At 65.1% G+C, this 16,717-nt stretch carries 14 protein-coding genes; 10 read left to right on the top strand and 4 right to left on the bottom strand.

Features of this window, described 5'->3' with window-relative positions; translation table 11 throughout:
- Positions 1-299 precede the first annotated feature (299 nt).
- The 5 genes from NKH59_RS32170 (at position 300) to NKH59_RS32150 (ending at position 6,703) form a co-directional block, all read left to right on the top strand.
- Positions 300-674 carry a hypothetical protein gene (locus tag NKH59_RS32170; protein ID WP_352979547.1) on the top strand — a complete coding sequence of 125 codons (375 nt, stop codon included), beginning with the start codon at positions 300-302 and terminating at the stop codon, positions 672-674.
- Between the two features lie 425 nt (positions 675-1,099).
- Positions 1,100-1,723, top strand: a complete 624-nt coding sequence (locus tag NKH59_RS32165; RefSeq protein ID WP_353024257.1) for a CDGSH iron-sulfur domain-containing protein — start codon at positions 1,100-1,102, stop codon at positions 1,721-1,723.
- Positions 1,724-1,811: 88 nt separating this feature from the next.
- Positions 1,812-2,186 (top strand): endonuclease domain-containing protein, encoded by a 375-nt coding sequence (locus NKH59_RS32160; RefSeq protein WP_352971601.1) that lies wholly within the window; start codon positions 1,812-1,814, stop codon positions 2,184-2,186.
- A 189-nt stretch (positions 2,187-2,375) separates the two neighbouring features.
- The gene (locus tag NKH59_RS32155; RefSeq protein ID WP_353024254.1) at positions 2,376-4,403 is read left to right on the top strand and encodes a hydantoinase/oxoprolinase N-terminal domain-containing protein; all 2,028 of its coding nucleotides are present in this window, start codon (positions 2,376-2,378) and stop codon (positions 4,401-4,403) included.
- Positions 4,404-4,531: 128 nt separating this feature from the next.
- The gene (locus NKH59_RS32150) at positions 4,532-6,703 is read left to right on the top strand and encodes a malate synthase G (RefSeq protein ID WP_353024252.1); all 2,172 of its coding nucleotides are present in this window, start codon (positions 4,532-4,534) and stop codon (positions 6,701-6,703) included.
- A 252-nt stretch (positions 6,704-6,955) separates the two neighbouring features.
- Here the strand turns inward: NKH59_RS32150 and NKH59_RS32145 are convergent, their stop codons facing one another.
- The 4 genes from NKH59_RS32145 to NKH59_RS32130 form a co-directional block, all read right to left on the bottom strand.
- Positions 6,956-8,485, bottom strand: coding sequence for a YifB family Mg chelatase-like AAA ATPase (locus NKH59_RS32145; RefSeq protein ID WP_023679867.1), 1,530 nt, complete (start codon positions 8,483-8,485; stop codon positions 6,956-6,958).
- A gap of 167 nt (positions 8,486-8,652) precedes the next feature.
- Entirely contained in the window at positions 8,653-9,594 is a 942-nt protein-coding gene (gene gshB / locus NKH59_RS32140) for a glutathione synthase (protein ID WP_353024250.1), read from the bottom strand.
- A 217-nt stretch (positions 9,595-9,811) separates the two neighbouring features.
- Complete coding sequence (locus tag NKH59_RS32135) at positions 9,812-10,186, bottom strand: GtrA family protein (protein ID WP_353024247.1); 375 nt, start codon at positions 10,184-10,186, stop codon at positions 9,812-9,814.
- Positions 10,187-10,194: 8 nt separating this feature from the next.
- Positions 10,195-11,202 carry a glycosyltransferase gene (locus tag NKH59_RS32130; protein WP_352472814.1) on the bottom strand — a complete coding sequence of 336 codons (1,008 nt, stop codon included), beginning with the start codon at positions 11,200-11,202 and terminating at the stop codon, positions 10,195-10,197.
- 129 nt (positions 11,203-11,331) lie between these two features.
- Between NKH59_RS32130 and NKH59_RS32125 the strand changes: the two genes are divergently transcribed.
- The 5 genes from NKH59_RS32125 to NKH59_RS32105 all read left to right on the top strand — a co-directional run bounded on the left by NKH59_RS32125 (position 11,332) and on the right by NKH59_RS32105 (position 16,500).
- Positions 11,332-13,134, top strand: coding sequence for a GtrA family protein (locus NKH59_RS32125; protein WP_353024245.1), 1,803 nt, complete (start codon positions 11,332-11,334; stop codon positions 13,132-13,134).
- Between the two features lie 132 nt (positions 13,135-13,266).
- Positions 13,267-14,034 carry an SDR family NAD(P)-dependent oxidoreductase gene (locus tag NKH59_RS32120; protein ID WP_352971585.1) on the top strand — a complete coding sequence of 256 codons (768 nt, stop codon included), beginning with the start codon at positions 13,267-13,269 and terminating at the stop codon, positions 14,032-14,034.
- Complete coding sequence (locus tag NKH59_RS32115; RefSeq protein WP_502908731.1) at positions 14,034-14,984, top strand: 2-dehydro-3-deoxygalactonokinase; 951 nt, start codon at positions 14,034-14,036, stop codon at positions 14,982-14,984. Before NKH59_RS32120 ends, NKH59_RS32115 begins: the two co-directional genes overlap by 1 nt.
- The gene (locus tag NKH59_RS32110; RefSeq protein ID WP_353024241.1) at positions 14,981-15,619 is read left to right on the top strand and encodes a 2-dehydro-3-deoxy-6-phosphogalactonate aldolase; all 639 of its coding nucleotides are present in this window, start codon (positions 14,981-14,983) and stop codon (positions 15,617-15,619) included. Before NKH59_RS32115 ends, NKH59_RS32110 begins: the two co-directional genes overlap by 4 nt.
- On the top strand, positions 15,619-16,500 hold the full coding sequence (locus NKH59_RS32105) for an SMP-30/gluconolactonase/LRE family protein (protein WP_353024239.1): 882 nt from the start codon (positions 15,619-15,621) through the stop codon (positions 16,498-16,500). Before NKH59_RS32110 ends, NKH59_RS32105 begins: the two co-directional genes overlap by 1 nt.
- Positions 16,501-16,717: the final 217 nt, after the last annotated feature.

The raw sequence follows: 16,717 nt of genomic DNA, 5'->3' as shown, positions 1-16,717 counted from the left end.
ACGCTCCCTCTCTTACGGTGGCTGTCAAACACCACCATTCTGGCACATCGATGCCGTCGAGGGGGCGTCCACCCCATCACTATCGAGGAACCCAGGTCTTGTGAGGCTTCGGCTATTGGCATTTCCTCGCCCCACGAAGTGGGGAGAGGTGGTTTGCGAAGCAAACCGGAGAGGGGTCTTCCTTGGCAACGCTGCGCTTTCGCGATGTGCAAATGGCGCACCCCTTCCACCCATCCCGCCGCCATGCCATGTTCCCCCTCGCGGCCGGGCAGGCCGCTTCATTCCGGGGGGAAATCATCATGTCGTCCTACGCTTTCGGGCGCCGCATTGCCGCGGGGCTGTTCATTGCCGCACTGTTTGCGCCCGTCGCGCATGCCGGTGATGTCACCTTCGAGATCAAGAACAGCCATCCGAACGCCATGCGCGTCGAGCTCTACAGCCAGGACCGCGATCATGTCTGGCCGGGCAACAATCAGGATTACTATCTCAACGACGGCGAGACCAAGTCGATCCCGCTGTCCTGCAGTGACGGCGAATCGATCTGCTACGGCGCCTGGGTCGACGGCGACGAGAACACCTATTGGGGCGTCGGCCCAGGCAATACGGAAAAGTGCGACGATTGCTGCTACACCTGCAGTGGCGGCGAGACCGAGGAAATCGATCTGGTTCCGTGACGTGGCAGATCTCCCCCCTTGAGGGGGAGATGTCGCCAAAGGCGACAGAGGGGGTCGCCGCGCATAGAGCGCCAACCTGTTCTGCAGCAGCAGGCCGAGTCCGGTCGTGCCGACCCCCTCTGGCCGCTGCGCGGCCATCTCCCCCTCGAGGGGGGAGAGGGCCGTCCCGCGAGTGCAGGCCGGCAACGGAATTCAAAGCCGAAACAAAAAACCCGCCTCGGTGGGCGGGTCGTTGGAGCCAATTGGCACCATACGCAAATTAGTAGCATAGCTGCCGGCACAAAGCAAGAACAAAATGTGGTGCTGCGAGCAAAAATGCGAATTCCCTTCCCGCCGCGCCCGAGGTCGGCCCTCACGAGGGGGAGAATGCTGCCTTGACGTCGTCCTGACTGTCGCCATAGCGTAGTCCGACAGGAGACCCACCCATGGCAGTGGTCGAAGGCGAGAACATCGACATCGGCTTTTCGGGAAAACGTTGCATCCATTCGCGCAACTGCGTGCTTGGCGATCCGCATGTTTTCGTGCCCAACGCGCCCGGCCAGTGGATCCACCCCGAGGCGGCCAGCGTCGAGAAGATCGTGGCGCTCGCCGAAGCCTGCCCGTCCGGCGCCATCACCTATGTCCGCAAGGATGGCGGGCCGCAGGAACAGCCGCCGGTGGTCAACATTGTGCGCATAAGGGAAAACGGTCCGCTTGCCGTCCATGCCGAGGTCGTGTTGGGCGGCGAAACGTTTTACCGCGCCACGCTGTGCCGCTGCGGCGCCTCGGAAAACAAGCCGTTCTGCGATGGCAGCCACGCCAAGGCTGGCTTCATCGCCACCGGCGAGCCGGCGCTGAAGGACACGCCGGCGCTGGAGGTGCGGAATGGCCCGCTGACCGTCACACCGACGACCAACGGCCCGCTCAAGCTCGAAGGCAATGTCGAAATCGTCACCGGCACCGGCCACACGGTCGACCGCACGCAACGCACCTTCCTCTGCCGCTGCGGCCACTCCGCCAACAAGCCGTTCTGCGATGGCTCGCACAAGAAGGTGGGGTTTGTCGGGTAGGCGGCAAAGTTGCCAATCTCCCCCCTCGTGGGGGAGATGTCCGGCAGGACAGAGGGGGGCGCCGTAGAGCGCCAATATCAGCAGTACAATGCCTCATACGCCATTGCCTCCAAAACACCGCGCAAATGCGCGATCGATGCGCAAGGTCATGACATCAGCTGAATTGAAGCTCTGGAACGAGCTTCGTGCGCACCGGCTGATGGGACTCGGCTTCCGGCGTCAATTCCCAATCGCAGGTTACATCGTCGACTTCGCTTGCCCGGACAAGAAACTGATCGTCGAGGTCGACGGCTCCCAGCATACCGAAGCCGATGCTGTTGCCAGAGACGAAGCACGGACAGTGCGCCTGGAACAGGATGGCTGGACCGTTCTGCGCTTCTGGAACGACGACATCATCCGCGACATCGACAATGTCTGCCAGCATATTGTGATTGCGGCTGGCCTGGGGCGTGCGTCTGAATGAACGGCCGGAGCGGCTGTAACCATGGCAAAGGCCGGCGGGACAGCGCCCCCCTCTGGCCTGCCGGCCATCTCCCCCACGAGGGGGGAGATTGGCCGTCACCACGATCATCGCCTGTTGGCCCAGCGCTCGTGCCTTTATCGGCCCGTTCATATCCGCTAAGGGGCGGAGACGAATTCTCCGGACCCAAATATGACCGCCAAGCCCAAACCCTCACCCCTGTTCCTCGGCATCGACACCGGCGGCACCTATACCGACGCCGTGCTGTGGTCGGAGGCCGGCGGGCCAAGCGGCAAGGTGCTGGCCAAGGCCAAGGCGCTGACCACGCGCCATGATCTGGCGGTCGGCATCTCCGGCGCGGTCGATGCGGTGCTCGAAATGGCCGGCACCGACCCGGCAGCGATCAAACTGGTGTCGATGTCGACGACGCTAGCCACCAATGCGCTGGTCGAGGGCCAGGGCGGGCGCGTGGCGCTGGTGATGATCGGCTTTGCCGAGGGCGACCTTGCCCGCGACGGGCTGAAGGCGGCGCTTGGCGCCGACCCGGTGGTGTTCTGCCCCGGCGGCCACGATGTCCACGGCAATGCGGCAAAGCTCGATTTGTCCGGGCTGGAGGCAGCTTTGCCGGAACTGGAAAAGTCGGTGTCCGGCTTTGCCGTCTGCGCCTATTTCGCCACCCGCAACCCGGCGCATGAGCTAAGCGCGCGGAACCTGATCCGCGACAGGACCGGCCTGCCTGTCACCGCCAGCCACGAACTGTCGGCCAAGCTCGGCGGCCCGCGCCGGGCGCTGACGACTTTGCTCAACGCCAGGCTGATCTCGATGATCGACCGGCTGGTCGCGGCAACCGAAGGCTTTTTGGCCGCGCGCAACATCGCCGCCCCGCTGATGGTGGTGCGCGGCGACGGCGCTTTGGTCTCGGCCGCCTTTGCCCGCCAGCGGCCGATCGAGACCATCCTGTCCGGCCCGGCCGCCAGCCTCGTCGGTGCCCGCCACATGACCGGCATCGACGATGCCGTGGTCTCCGATATCGGCGGCACCACCACCGACGTCGCCGTGCTCGACAAGGGCCGGCCGCGGCTCGATCCGGAAGGCGCCACCGTCGGCGGGTTCCGCACCATGGTCGAGGCCGTCGCCATGCGCACCTTTGGCCTCGGCGGCGATTCCGAAGTGGCGCTGGAGGACGGCGCGCTCAGCCCGAAGATCCTGCTCGGCCCGCGCCGCCTGGTGCCGCTGGCACTGGCCGGCTTGATGCATGGCGAGGCCGTCACATCAGAGCTCGAACGCCAGCTGCGCGCGCCCAACCCCGGCCGCATGGATGGTCGGCTGGCGGTGCGCACCGGCGTGCCGGAGCGGCTGGCGGCCGGACTGACCGGCGCCGAAGCCAAGCTTTACGAGCTGATCGGTGCCGTGCCGCAGGCTCTCGACAGATTGCTGACCTCGAATGCCCAGAACGCCACCTTGAACCGGCTGGTGTCGCGCGGGCTGGTGCATGTCGCCGGCTTCACGCCGTCGGATGCGGCGCATGTGCTGGGCAGGCAGGCCAATTGGGATGCGACCGCGGCGCGTCTGGGAGCCGAGCTGTTCGCGCGCAGGCGCGACGGCCGCGGCCAGTTCATCGCCGCCTCGCCGGAGGCGATCTCGGAACGGGTGCTGACCGCGCTGACCCGCCTGTCGGCCGAAGTCATCCTCGAAACCGCCTTTGCCGAGGACGGGCTGGATGGCGCTGCGACCGTCGCCCATGCCCTGGTCCAGCGCGCCGTCGACGCGCATCCCGGCATCGCCCGCTTGAGCGTCGCCCTCGACCGTCCGGTGATCGGCCTCGGCGCCTCGGCGCCGCTGCACTATGCCGGCCTGACCGAGCTGGTCGGCAATCGATGCGTGGTGCCGCAGGATACCGATGTCGCCAACGCGCTCGGCGCCGTCGTCGGCCAGGTCCGGGTATCGGCCGAGGCGCGGGTCAGCCAGCCCAAGGAAGGGCTATTCCGCGTCGCCTCAGGCGAAAGCGTGCGCGATTTCAACGACGAGGCGGCGGCAATCGCCGCGGCGGAGAAGGATGTGCGGGCGATTGCCGCCGGGCGGGCGAAGGACGCCGGCACCGACAGCGCCGAGATCGAAATCGCCAGCGAATACCGCGTCTCCACCGTAGAGGGCCAGCGCATGTTCATCGAGGCGCACGTCGTGGCGGTGGCGTCGGGACGGCCAAGGATTGCGGTGTGAGCGCGTAATCGCCCTCCTCAAGGGGGAGATCGGCAGCGAAAACGCCCTACCTTCACCCTGAGCTGAATTGACCCTGCCACCGTGACATGCCAAAGGCCCGGCCTAGCCTTTCGTCTGGAGAAGCCCTGATGACCGATCGCGTCGAGATCGCCGGATTGCGGATTGCCCGCGAGCTTCATGATTTCGTCGTGAACGAAGCGATGCCGGGCACCGGCATCGAGGCGGAGGCATTCTGGAACGGTTTTTCGGCGATCGTCCATGATCTCTCGCCAAAAAATCGGGCGCTGCTCGAAAAGCGTGATGCCATGCAGGACAAGCTCGACCGCTGGTATCGCGACAATGGCGCGCCCGTCGACATGGAGGCCTACAAGACGTTCCTCCGCGAGATCGGCTATCTGCTGCCCGAGGGGCCGGCGTTCAGCGTGACCACCGAAAATGTCGACCCGGAAATCGCTTCGGTTGCCGGGCCGCAGCTGGTGGTGCCGGTGATGAACGCGCGTTATGCGCTGAACGCCGCCAATGCGCGCTGGGGCTCGCTGTACGATGCGCTCTACGGCACCGACGCTATCCCGGAGACGGCCGGCGCCGAGCGAGGCAACAAATTCAATCCGGCGCGCGGTGCCAAGGTCGTCGCCTGGGTGAAAAGCTTCTTCGACGAGGCGGTGCCGCTCACCACAGGCAAATGGGCCGGCGTCAACGGGCTTTCGGTCGCCAACGGCATATTGCGGCTCGGCGAGGGTGCCGGCGCCACCACGCTTGCCGACCTCAGACAGTTTGCCGGCTATCGCGGCGATGCCGCCGACCCCGAAGCCGTGCTGCTCACCAAGAACGGCCTGCACATCGAAATCGTCATCGACCGCAACAACCAGATCGGCCGCACCGATCCGGCCGGCATTGCCGATGTCGTGCTGGAATCGGCACTGACCACCATCCAGGACTGCGAGGATTCGATCGCCGCAGTGGATGCGCAGGACAAGGTGCTGGTCTACCGCAACTGGCTCGGCCTGATGAAGGGCGACTTGGCGGAGGAGATCACCAAGGCCGGCAAGAACTTTGTCCGCAGGCTCAACCCCGACCGCACCTATACCGCGCCCGATGGCGGCACGCTGACCTTGCCCGGCCGCTCGCTGATGCTGGTCAGGAATGTCGGCCACCTTATGACCAATCCGGCGATATCAGACCGCGACGGCAACGAGGTGCCGGAAGGCATTATGGATGCGGCGCTGACGGCGCTGATCGCGCTGCATGACGTCGGCGTGAACGGGCGCCGCGCCAATTCTCGCACCGGCTCGATGTACATCGTAAAGCCCAAGATGCACGGGCCCGACGAAGTTGCCTTCGCCGTCGAGATTTTCGACCGCGTCGAAGCGCTGCTCGGCGTGCCCAAAAACACCATCAAGATGGGCATCATGGACGAGGAGCGGCGCACCACCGTCAACCTCAAGGAGGCGATCCGCGCCGCGAAAGAACGCGTCGTCTTCATCAACACCGGCTTCCTCGATCGCACCGGCGACGAGATCCACACCTCGATGGAGGCCGGCCCGATGATCCGCAAGGGCGACATGAAGCAGGCCGCCTGGATTGCCGCCTACGAAGCCTGGAACGTCGACATCGGGCTGGAATGTGGGTTGGCCGGCCACGCCCAGATAGGCAAGGGCATGTGGGCGATGCCCGACCTGATGGCGGCGATGCTGGCCGAGAAAATCGCGCATCCCAAGGCCGGCGCCAACACCGCCTGGGTGCCGTCGCCGACGGCGGCGACACTGCACGCCACGCACTACCACAAGGTCGATGTCCACGCCGTCCAGGCGGCGCTGAAGAGCCGGCCCAAGGCGAAACTGGACGACATCCTGTCGGTGCCGGTAGCAAGGCGGCCGAACTGGTCGCCTGAAGACGTCCAGAAGGAACTCGACAACAATGCGCAAGGCATTCTGGGCTATGTCGTGCGCTGGATCGACCAGGGCGTCGGCTGTTCGAAAGTGCCTGACATAAACGACGTCGGCCTGATGGAGGACCGCGCCACGCTGCGCATCTCCTCGCAGCACATCGCCAACTGGCTGCATCACGGCGTCTGCACGCCCGAGCAGGTCATGGAGACGATGAAACGCATGGCGGCGATCGTCGACCGCCAGAACGAAGGCGATCGGCTCTACCGGCCGATGGCGCCGGATTTCGACAAGTCCATCGCCTTCCTCGCCGCCTGCGACCTGGTCTTCAAAGGCCGCATCCAGCCCAACGGCTACACCGAGCCAGTGCTGCACGCACGGCGGCTGGAGCTGAAGGCGCGGGATAACGGCTGAACCGAAAGCACGATGCACGCCGGCCAAGGGTAAGCGCCGGCGTCCCCCCTCCCCCTTGAGGGGAGGGTGGCCCGAAGGGCCGGGTGGGGTCGCCAACGCAGTGCGCCAACCCAATTCTGACGGTGCGCCTTAGGAGGAGCATCGCAACGCTCCGCACCTCGGTCGGTTTCGAAATGCGACAGGCCGAGCGTCTCACCGGCGACCCCACCCGGCCGCTTCGCGGCCACCCTCCCCTCAAGGGGGAGGGGAACGTCACGCCGCCTGCGCCATCCGTTCCGAACTCATGCGATAGGAAATCGCTTCGGCCAGATGGATGCGGCCGACCGTCTCGCTGGCCTCGAGATCGGCCAGGGTCCGCGCCACCTTCAAGACGCGGTGATAGGCTCGTGCGGAAAAGCCGAGCTTTTCGCTGGCGTCCCTGAGCAGCGACAGGCCGGCGGCATCGGGCATGGCGATCTCCTCGATGACTGACGGCGAGCAATGGGCGTTGGTGGTGGCGGTCGCGCCGAGCCGCTCGAAGCGCTCGCGCTGGATCGTACGGGCGCGGGCAACACGTAGTGCGACGGCGGCACTTTTCTCGGCCCGGTCCGGCCGGATCAAATCGCTGGCCGAGACCGCCGGCACCTCGATCCTGAGATCGATGCGATCGAGCAGCGGGCCGGAAATGCGCGCCTGGTAGTCGGTGCGACAGCGATCGCCGCGCAGGCAGCGATAGCCCGGCTCGCCGGCCATGCCGCAACGGCACGGGTTCATCGCCGCGACCAGCTGGATACGCGCCGGATAGGTGACGCGATGATTGGCGCGCGCGATCATGCAGTCGCCGGTCTCGAGCGGCTGGCGCAGTGCATCGAGCGCCTGCGGCGAGAATTCGGGGAACTCGTCGAGGAACAGCACGCCGTGATGGGCAAGCGAGGCCTCGCCCGGCCGCACGCGCAGACCGCCGCCGACCATCGCCGCCATCGAGGCCGAATGATGTGGCGCGCGGAACGGCCGCCGGTCGGTGAGTTTTCCTTCGCCGAGTTCGCCGGCCACCGAGGCGATCATCGAGACTTCGAGCAATTCCCTGGGCGCCAGCGGCGGTAGGATCGACGGCAGCCGCTGCGCCAGCATCGACTTTCCCGACCCCGGCGGTCCGACCATCAAAAGATTGTGGCCGCCGGCGGCCGCCACCTCCAGCGCCCGCTTGGCGGTCTCCTGGCCCTTGATATCGGCGAGATCGGGCAGGTCGCGCGCCGCGGCATGGATGCCGGCTTCCGGCCGCGACAGAACCTGCGTGCCGCGAAAATGATTGGCGATGGCGATCAGGCTGCGCGGCGCCAATATGTCGAAATCCTTGCCGGCCCACGCCGCTTCCGGCCCGCAGGCGAACGGGCAGATCAAGCCCTTGCCTTCGGCATTGGCGCCGATCGCCGCCGGCAGCGCGCCGGCCACCGCGGCAATGGTGCCGTCGAGCGACAATTCGCCAAGCACGACATAGCCGGCCAGCATGTCGCCCGGAATGGCGCCGAGCGCCGCCATCAGCCCGAGGGCGATCGGCAGATCGTAGTGGCTGCCTTCCTTGGGCAGGTCGGCCGGCGCCAGATTGACGGTGACCTTCTTCGACGGCATCGACAGGCCGGATGCATGCAGCGCTGCCTGCACCCGCTCGCGGCTTTCGGCGACAGCCTTGTCGGCCAGCCCGACGATGTGCATGTTGACCTTGCCCGGCGCGATCATCACCTGCACGTCGACCGGCACGGCCTCAATGCCCTGGAAAGCAACCGTGCGAACCCGCGCCACCATGTCTTCACCCCGGATGCAGGCTTTGCCCCAAGCCTTTGCGATCATGCCGCGAACGGCGTCACCGGAGACAACCACAGATTACCGGCGAAGGCAAGAACATTTGGGGAACAGCTGAGCGCCACGGCTGCAATGGTTTGCAACGCGGCCGCTTCCAGAAGCAATGTACGCTAGTTGCGCTTCTTCTCCACGGCATCCCAGAACAGGCTGGCGATGTCGGCGCCGCCGAAGCGCTGCACTTCGCGTATGCCGGTCGGTGAGGTCACGTTGATCTCGGTCATGTAGTCGCCGATGACGTCGATGCCGACGAGGATGAAGCCGCGCTCTTTCAGCGCGGGGCCGATGCGGGCGCAGATCTCGCGTTCGCGTTCCGTCAATTCGGTCTTTTCGGCGCGGCCGCCGACATGCATGTTGGAGCGCGAATCATGCTCGGCCGGCACGCGGTTGATGGCGCCGACAGGCTCGCCGTCAATCAGGATGATGCGCTTGTCGCCACCCCGCACCTCCTTGAGGTAGCGCTGCACGATGTAGGGTTCGCGGAACAACTGGCCGAACATTTCGAGCAGCGAGGCGAGGTTGCGGTCGGCCTCGTGCAGGTGAAAGATGCCGGCGCCGCCATTGCCGTAGAGCGGCTTGACGATGATATCGCCGAACTCCTTGCGAAAGGCGGCGACCTCGAGCGGGTCCTTGGTGATCAGCGTGTCCGGCATCAGGTCGGGAAATTCGGTGACGAAGATCTTTTCCGGGCTGTTGCGCACCCAGGCCGGGTCGTTGACCACCAGCGTCTTCGGATGGATGCGCTCGAGGATATGCGTGGTGGTGATGTAGTTCATGTCGAAGGGCGGATCCTGCCGCAAAAGGATGACGTCCATCTCCGCAAGATCGGTGCGCACCTTCTCGCCCAGCGAATAATGGTTGCCCTTCTCGTCGCGGACCTGCATCGCCTCGATACGGGCAAACACCTTGCCTTCGCGCAGCGACAGCCGGTCGGGCGTGTAGTGGAACAGCTGGTGCCCGCGCCGCTGCGCTTCCAGCGACAGCGCAAACGACGTGTCGCCGGCAATCGACACGGTAGAGATGTGGTCCATCTGGACGGCGACTTTCAGGGGCATGGGTGCTCTCCGGCGCAGTTGCAACGAACGTGCGTCCACCCGGACGCACATACGCTCCAACACTTTGAATCCATGCATCGCGCTTTCCGAAAATCGATTCCGATTTTTCGGGCCGATGCATCGACGAGAGCGATATAAGGAAATCGGCGGCCTCTGCCAATCGGCCAAGGTCATGATGAGGCTGCGCTTCTGGCGCAGACCCCAATGCGATGTGCGTTCAGCGGTCGAAGACCAGCTTGGAATAGCCGAGGAAGGACAGCGCCATGGCAACCAGCGAGGCGACCGCAAGGGCGACGAGCGGCGGCACCATCGGCAGCGCGAACAGCATGGCGCAATAGACGAGATAATTGACGAGGCTGGTGGCGATGCCGACGCCGCCATAGCGTGCGCCCTCTTGCGCGACGCCGCGGCTGGAAGGCGAGAAGGTCAGATGGCGATTGATCAGCCAGGTGGCGGACAAGGCAAAACCGATCGAGATGATGCGAGCCGCGAAGGGGCCAAGCGGCGCTATCGCCAACACCAGCCAAAGCGCCGCCGCGTCGGCGACGAAGCCGATACCGCCGGCGACAATGAAGCGGGCGAGGCGTCCCATTTAGGGCTCTAAGCCGCCCGCGGGGTCTTGCGCGGTCCGGTCTTCAAAGTCGCGAGCGCACTTGCGCGTTCGCGTTCGACGCGGCCGGAAGGCATCGACAGATAGAAGATGCGCTTCTGCTCGGCCCGGCCGCGCGACACCGAGTCGAGGATTACCCCGGTCACCGCCGCCAGCATCGACAGCAGCAGCAGCCCGACCGACAGCACCCACGTCGGCATGCGCGGCACAAGCCCGGTTTCGGCGAACTCGATCAGCACCGGGGCCATCAGAAACAGGCTTGATGCCAGGAAGAACACCGAAAAAGCGCCGAAGAAACGCAGCGGCTGCGTCTCCTTCATCAGCATGGCGAACATCCACAGGATCTTCGCGCCGTCGCGAAAGGTCGACAGCTTCGACGAGGAGCCTTCCGGCCGGCGGCCATAGTCGAGGCCGATCTCGCTGACCGGCAATTTGAGCTGCGAGGCGTGCACCGACATTTCGGTCTCGATCTCGAAACCGCCGGAAACGGCGGGAAAACTCTTGACGAAGCGCCTGGTGAAGGCGCGGTAACCCGAGAAGATATCGGTAAAGTCCGAGCCAAACAAACGTTTGTAGAGGCTGTTGAAGATGCGGTTGCCGAAGGCGTGGCCTGTCCTGCCGGCGTCGTTGGCGACGCCGCGCCTGGTGCCCACCACCATGTCGGAGCGCTCGGTCAGCAGCGTGTTGATCAGTTGCGGCGCGTCCTCCGGCGCATAGGTGCCGTCGCCGTCGGCCATCAGGTAGATGTCGGCCTCGATGTCGGCGAACATGCGGCGCACGACATTGCCTTTGCCCTGGCGCGGCTCGCGCACCACGATGGCGCCGGCGGCGCGGGCTCGGAGCGCCGTCAGGTCGCGCGAATTGTTGTCGTAGACATAGATCGCGGCGGCAGGCAGCGTTTCGCGAAAGCGCCGCACCACTTCGCCGATCGTCAGCTCCTCATTGTAGCAAGGCAGGAGCACGGCGATGCTCGGCTCATGGCGCACTTCTTGTGGCATTTTCGTCTCCGGATGCCCTGTAAGGCCCCTGACCGCTCAAACGCCGGCCTCGCTCGGGCGGCTTTACTATTTATTGAAGCTGTTAAGGCTAGGTTTAAACCGCACCGTATTCCTTCCAAAGGTCCCGATATGAGCACAGCCGACGATGGCGCCTCCATTTGGAGGTCCGATATCGCGCTGGCGCTGCTTGCCACGGCGCTGGCGCTTACCGTCAATGCCTTTGCCGGCTTCCCGGCACTGACCAATGCCGGCGGCGACAACGACAATCTGCTGCGCCTCGTCGAAGTTCGCGACATGCTGGCCGGCCAAAGGTGGTTCGATCTCCACCAGTACAGGATGGGCCTGGAAGGCGGTTTCGTCATGCATTGGTCGCGGCTGGTCGATGCGCCGATCGCCGCCATCATCATCGCCGTATCGGCCCTGACCGGCAGCGCGGCCTTTGCCGAGAATGTTGCGCAAGTGCTGTGGCCGGCGCTGCTCTTCTGCCTGACCGTATTTTTCACGGCTCGCGCCGCGCGCAGCTTTGCCGGTGACAGCGCCGTGCTGCCCGCTGTCGTGATCGGCGCTGCCGCACTGTATTTCCTCGGCATTTTTTCGCCTGGCGCGCTCGATCACCACAATATCCAGCTGATGCTGAGCATGGCCAGTCTGAGCCTGTTGCTTGAAGCGCCAACGCGCAGGCCGGCGGCATTGCTCTCCGGCCTGTGCGCCGGATTGATGCTGGCCGTCGGCATGGAGACCGCGCCTTATGTGGCCACCATCGGCGCCTCTGTTGCCATACTGTTCGCCCTCGGCGCCAATGGCGAGAGGCTGATCGCCCGGGATTTCGGCCTCGGCTTTGCCGGCGTGTCCGCTCTCGTCTTTGTCGCCACCATTGCGCCGTCTGCCTGGGGTCAGGCGCAATGCGACGCCTTCTCGGCCGTGCAGTTCGTCGTCGCGGCGATTGCCGGAACCGGCCTTGCGGCGATAGCGTCGGTCGAGCCCGCCGGCCGCACGCGCCAATGGCGCATCGCCTCACTTGGCCTGCTTGCCCTGTTATTGGGCGCTGTCGTCGTCTTGTTGTTCCCACAATGCCTGGCAGCGCCCTACGCCAACCTCGATCCGCGCCTCAAGGAGCTATGGCTTGATCACATCGACGAGGCGCAGTCGCTGTTCAAGCTGCTCACTGAAGATCCGGCCGGGGTGGTGGCGCGCTATGCCACGCCGCTCATTGCGCTCATGCTGATGGCGCTTCGCCTTGGCCGCGGTGGCTGGCGGCGGCAGGACAGCCTTGTCGGCGCGCTGCTTGTCGTGGCCTTCATCGTCAGCGCCTGGCAGGTACGCGGTTCGACATTCTCGATCGCCTTCGCCGTCATCCCGCTTGCCGCCTGGATTGCCAAATGGCGTCAACGGGCCGAGGCCAGCGCGTCGCGCGGTGTGGCGCTGCGCATGGCTGCCGTCTGGCTGGTTTCGGTGAATGCGGTCTGGACTGGGGCTGCCGCGGCGACCTCGGTAGCCTTCGACGACAGCAACACCACGGCGGATAATGGCGACGGCGCCGATGTCGCTTGCCAGCGCATGGCCTCCTTTGCGGCGCTTGGCCGCCTGCCAGGCACCACCATACTGGCAATTTCCAATCTCGGATCGCCGATCCTGGCCTATTCCGGACATCGCGTCTTCGCCGGGCCCTATCATCGCAACGTCGCCGGCAACCTGTTGGCGCTCGATGCCTTCCTTGGGTCCGATGCCGATGCCAGGACCATCCTGGCGGATCATCACGTCGGCCTCGTCGCGCTGTGCCCCGGCAGCGCCGAAAGCAAGCTCCTCGCAGCCAAGGCGCCGGCAGGCTTTCTTGCCGGGCTGATGCGCGGCAGCGTGCCGGAATGGCTTGAGCCGGTTGCCGGGACCAGCGGAGCCGCCGTCGAATTGTACCGCGTCCGGCTGGGCAGCTGATCGATCGGCGGCCCGTGCGGCCTTTTGTCGGACATAAGTCCTGACAATCCACTCTTTCGCCCTTGCCCGCCCGACACGGCTGGATAGGATGCGCGCCGGCCGACCGCGATCATTGGACCGGGAGAGAATTTCATGATGCCATCGGCACGCTTTGCCGACCTCGAAGGCGCTTCGGTGCTGATCACCGGCGGCGGCTCCGGCATTGGTGCTGCCTTGACAGAAGGCTTTGTCCGCCAGGGGGCAAACGTCGCCTTCATCGATATTGCCGACCGTGCGAGCCTGGCGCTGGCCGATCGGTTAGAGAAGGAGCTGGGTCGGCGGCCGCTCTATCTCAAGACCGACATACGCGACATCGAGGCGTTGCGGCTATCGGCGGGCAAAGCTGCAGAGGCGCATGGCGACGTGACGGTGCTGGTCAACAATGCCGCGCAGGATGACCGTCATGCCGTCGAAGACGTCACGGTGGAGTTCTGGGACAACAATCATGCCATCAACTTGCGCCCGCATTTCTTCAGCGCACAGGCGGTGGCGCCGGGCATGAAGCGGGCCGGCGGCGGCTCGATCATCAACTTCACCTCGACCTCGTTTCTCATCAACCATCCCGACATGCCGGCCTATACCGCCGCCAAGGCCGGCATCGTCGGCCTCACCAAGGGTCTTGCCGGCAAGCTCGGCGTCGACGGCATTCGCGTCAACGCGATCGCGCCCGGCTGGGTGATCACCGAGCGGCAGAGAAAGCTCTGGGTCACCGAAGAAGCGCTCGCCGCTCATGTCGCCAAACAGTGCATCAAAGAGGTGATGCAGCCGGAAGACATTGTCGGCACTGTGCTGTTCCTGGCGTCGGATGCCTCACGCATGCTGACCGCGCAGATGCTGATCGTCGATGGGGGGTTCCTGTGATCTCATCGAGCAAAGCAGCTTCCGTCGCGGCCGTCGACTGGGGCACCACCCGCATGAGGGTATGGCTGCTCGACGGCACTGGCAAGGTTCTCGCCGAGCGGCGCGGCGATGACGGGCTGATCACCGCCCAGGCTAAAGGATTTTCGTCCATTCTCGAAGGGCATCTGGCCGCCATGGGTGCTCCCGAGGCGCTGCCGGTCATCATTTGCGGCATGGCCGGTTCGCGCCAGGGCTGGCTGGAGGCACCCTATGTCAGCGTGCCGGCGCCGATCGGCGCTATTCTCGCCGGCGCTGCCCGCATTCCCGGCCAGCGCCGCGACATCCGCATCGTGCCCGGCCTTGCCCAGCGTCTGGCCGACGCCCCGGATGTCATGCGCGGCGAGGAGACGCAGCTTGCCGGCGCCGGTTTGCCGGCAAAGGGACGCCATCTCGTCTGCATGCCTGGCACCCATTCGAAATGGGTGCTGGTCGAGGACGGCTCTGTTGCCGGTTTCGGCACCTGGCCGACCGGCGAGCTGTTTTCGGTGCTGGCCGCGCACTCGATCCTGCGCCATTCGCTGGGCGAGCCGCCGAAGCCGGTTGCCGCCGAAAATCCATTTTTCCGGGAGTGGTGCCTGAAGGCGTTGGCCGAAGGCGGTGACATCGGTTCAAGACTGTTCTCGATCCGCGCCGCCAGCCTGCTGCAGGATCTGAAGCCCGAGGATGCCGCCGCCTGCCTGTCCGGCCTGCTGATCGGCGGCGAGATCGCTTCGGCAAGTCGCCGTTATGGGGCGAGTGCCGTGCCCGTCGTGCTGATCGCGTCGGGCGCACTCGGCAAGCTCTATGCCGACGCCCTCGGCCTTGCCGGGCTCGCGGTCAGGGTGGTCGACGCCGACGAGGCGGTGCGTGCCGGTCTTGCTGAAGCCGCGCGCGAAAATGGCATGATCGCTGGAAATGGAGTTGCCGCATGACCGAAACCGCACCTTTTCCAAAGCTCGAGCGGGGTCTGGTCGCCATCCTGCGTGGCCTCAAGCCAAGCGAGGCGGTGGCGATCGGCCGGGCGATCTTCGGCGCCGGTATCGAAGCGATCGAGGTGCCGCTCAACTCGCCCGATCCTTACGCCTCCATCGCCAGCATTGTCGGAGCGCTTCCTCCAACAGCCTTGGTCGGTGCCGGCACGGTGCTCAGCGCCGCCGATGTCGACGGCCTGCACAAGGCCGGCGGGCGGCTGCTGGTCAGCCCCAATATCGATGCCGAGGTCATGGGCCGGGCCATGCACTACGGCATGGTGACGATGCCCGGCGTGTTCACGCCGACCGAGGCATTTCAAGCAATCCGGCTCGGCGCCTCGGCATTGAAATTCTTCCCGGCGAGCGTGCTTGGCGCGGCAGGCATTTCGGCGATGCGCGCGGTGCTGCCGGCCAGTGTGCTGGTCGGCGCGGTCGGCGGCGTTTCAGATAAGGATTTTGCCGGCTACAAGGCAGCCGGCGTCAGCGTCTTCGGTCTTGGCTCCAGCCTCTTCAAGCCGGGCATGAGCGTCGACGAAGTGGCAGCGCGAGCGAAAGCCGCAGTTCAGGCCTGGGACGCGGCGTTTGGAGCGGCATGATGAGCGAGACCATTGTTTCGGTTTTTTCCGACCATGTCTGCCAACTCGGCGAGGGACCAAGCTATGACCCTGCCACCGACAGGCTCTACTGGTTCGACATCGTCAACGGCCAGCTCCTCGAACAGCGCCTGTCGGGCGGTGCTGTCAAAATCCACCAGCTCGGTCAGATGGCCAGCGCCATCTGCATCATCGACGACCAACGCCAGCTGATCGCCACCGAGACCGGCCTGCATGTCCGCGACGTCGCGACCGGCAAGCTGACGCTGCACACGCCGATCGAGGCCGACAATACGGTCACCCGCTCGAACGATTCACGCGTTCACCCTTGCGGCGCGCTGTGGGTCGGCACCATGGGCAAGGGCGAGGAGAAGGGTGCCGGTTCGATCTACTGGTTCTTCAAGGGCGAGCTGCGCCGGCTTTATGCCGACATCACTGTGCCCAACTCGATCTGCTTTTCCGAGGATGGGACCATTGCCTATTACACCGACACCAGCACCGGCCTGTTGATGCGCGTCGGCTGCGATCCGGCGACCGGACTGCCGGTTGGCGAACCGAAGGTCTTCGTCGATCACCGTTCGGCCAAGGGCTATATCGATGGTTCGGTGCTCGACCGCGACGGCATATTGTGGAACGCCTGCTGGGGCGGCAGCGTCGTCGAAGCCTATGGACCCGACGGCAAGCTTATCCGTTCGGTGGCGATGCCGGCGACGCAGCCGTCCTGTCCAGCTTTCGTCGGCAGGAACGCCGACCGGCTGGCGGTCACCTCCGCCTGGTCGGGCAAGAGCGAGAAGCAGCGCCTGCTCGACCCGCAAGCCGGCATGACATTCATGCTCGACATTCCAGTCAATGGTCGCTTCGAGCCACGCGTGCTGATTGGCTAGACCCATATCTAGCACTGTCGTGCAGGCGTCCGGCTGACGTCGGTTCCGCGAAAGCCGAATGCGCTCGCCGTGCGATGCTTGAACGCTTCATCGTTTCGCGGGAACGCTGAACCGCTCTATCTCTTTGTTTTGACGCAATTCCGGACGGAAAGCCGTTCACACTTCCTGGAATTGCTTGTCTTATGACTTTCGCTGCCGAATGGGTCAGAAAGGAACG

It is taken from the genome of Mesorhizobium sp. M0998 (assembly GCF_040318885.1).
Lineage (GTDB): Bacteria > Pseudomonadota > Alphaproteobacteria > Rhizobiales > Rhizobiaceae > Mesorhizobium.
Note: the sequence above shows the minus strand (reverse complement) of the source record. Positions and strands in the feature narration are given on the sequence as shown.

Excerpts from the sequence above, each read along its gene's own strand:
- NKH59_RS32150 (WP_353024252.1), top strand. The coding sequence starts at position 4,532 with ATGACCGATCGCGTCGAGATCGCCGGATTGCGGATTGCCCGCGAGCTT.
- NKH59_RS32120 (WP_352971585.1), top strand. The coding sequence starts at position 13,267 with ATGATGCCATCGGCACGCTTTGCCGACCTCGAAGGCGCTTCGGTGCTG.
- NKH59_RS32130 (WP_352472814.1), bottom strand. The coding sequence starts at position 11,202 with ATGCCACAAGAAGTGCGCCATGAGCCGAGCATCGCCGTGCTCCTGCCT.
- NKH59_RS32165 (WP_353024257.1), top strand. The coding sequence starts at position 1,100 with ATGGCAGTGGTCGAAGGCGAGAACATCGACATCGGCTTTTCGGGAAAA.
- NKH59_RS32110 (WP_353024241.1), top strand. The coding sequence starts at position 14,981 with ATGACCGAAACCGCACCTTTTCCAAAGCTCGAGCGGGGTCTGGTCGCC.
- NKH59_RS32155 (WP_353024254.1), top strand. The coding sequence starts at position 2,376 with ATGACCGCCAAGCCCAAACCCTCACCCCTGTTCCTCGGCATCGACACC.
- NKH59_RS32170 (WP_352979547.1), top strand. The coding sequence starts at position 300 with ATGTCGTCCTACGCTTTCGGGCGCCGCATTGCCGCGGGGCTGTTCATT.
- NKH59_RS32145 (WP_023679867.1), bottom strand. The coding sequence starts at position 8,485 with ATGGTGGCGCGGGTTCGCACGGTTGCTTTCCAGGGCATTGAGGCCGTG.
- NKH59_RS32160 (WP_352971601.1), top strand. The coding sequence starts at position 1,812 with ATGCCTCATACGCCATTGCCTCCAAAACACCGCGCAAATGCGCGATCG.
- NKH59_RS32125 (WP_353024245.1), top strand. The coding sequence starts at position 11,332 with ATGAGCACAGCCGACGATGGCGCCTCCATTTGGAGGTCCGATATCGCG.
- NKH59_RS32135 (WP_353024247.1), bottom strand. The coding sequence starts at position 10,186 with ATGGGACGCCTCGCCCGCTTCATTGTCGCCGGCGGTATCGGCTTCGTC.
- NKH59_RS32105 (WP_353024239.1), top strand. The coding sequence starts at position 15,619 with ATGAGCGAGACCATTGTTTCGGTTTTTTCCGACCATGTCTGCCAACTC.
- gshB (WP_353024250.1), bottom strand. The coding sequence starts at position 9,594 with ATGCCCCTGAAAGTCGCCGTCCAGATGGACCACATCTCTACCGTGTCG.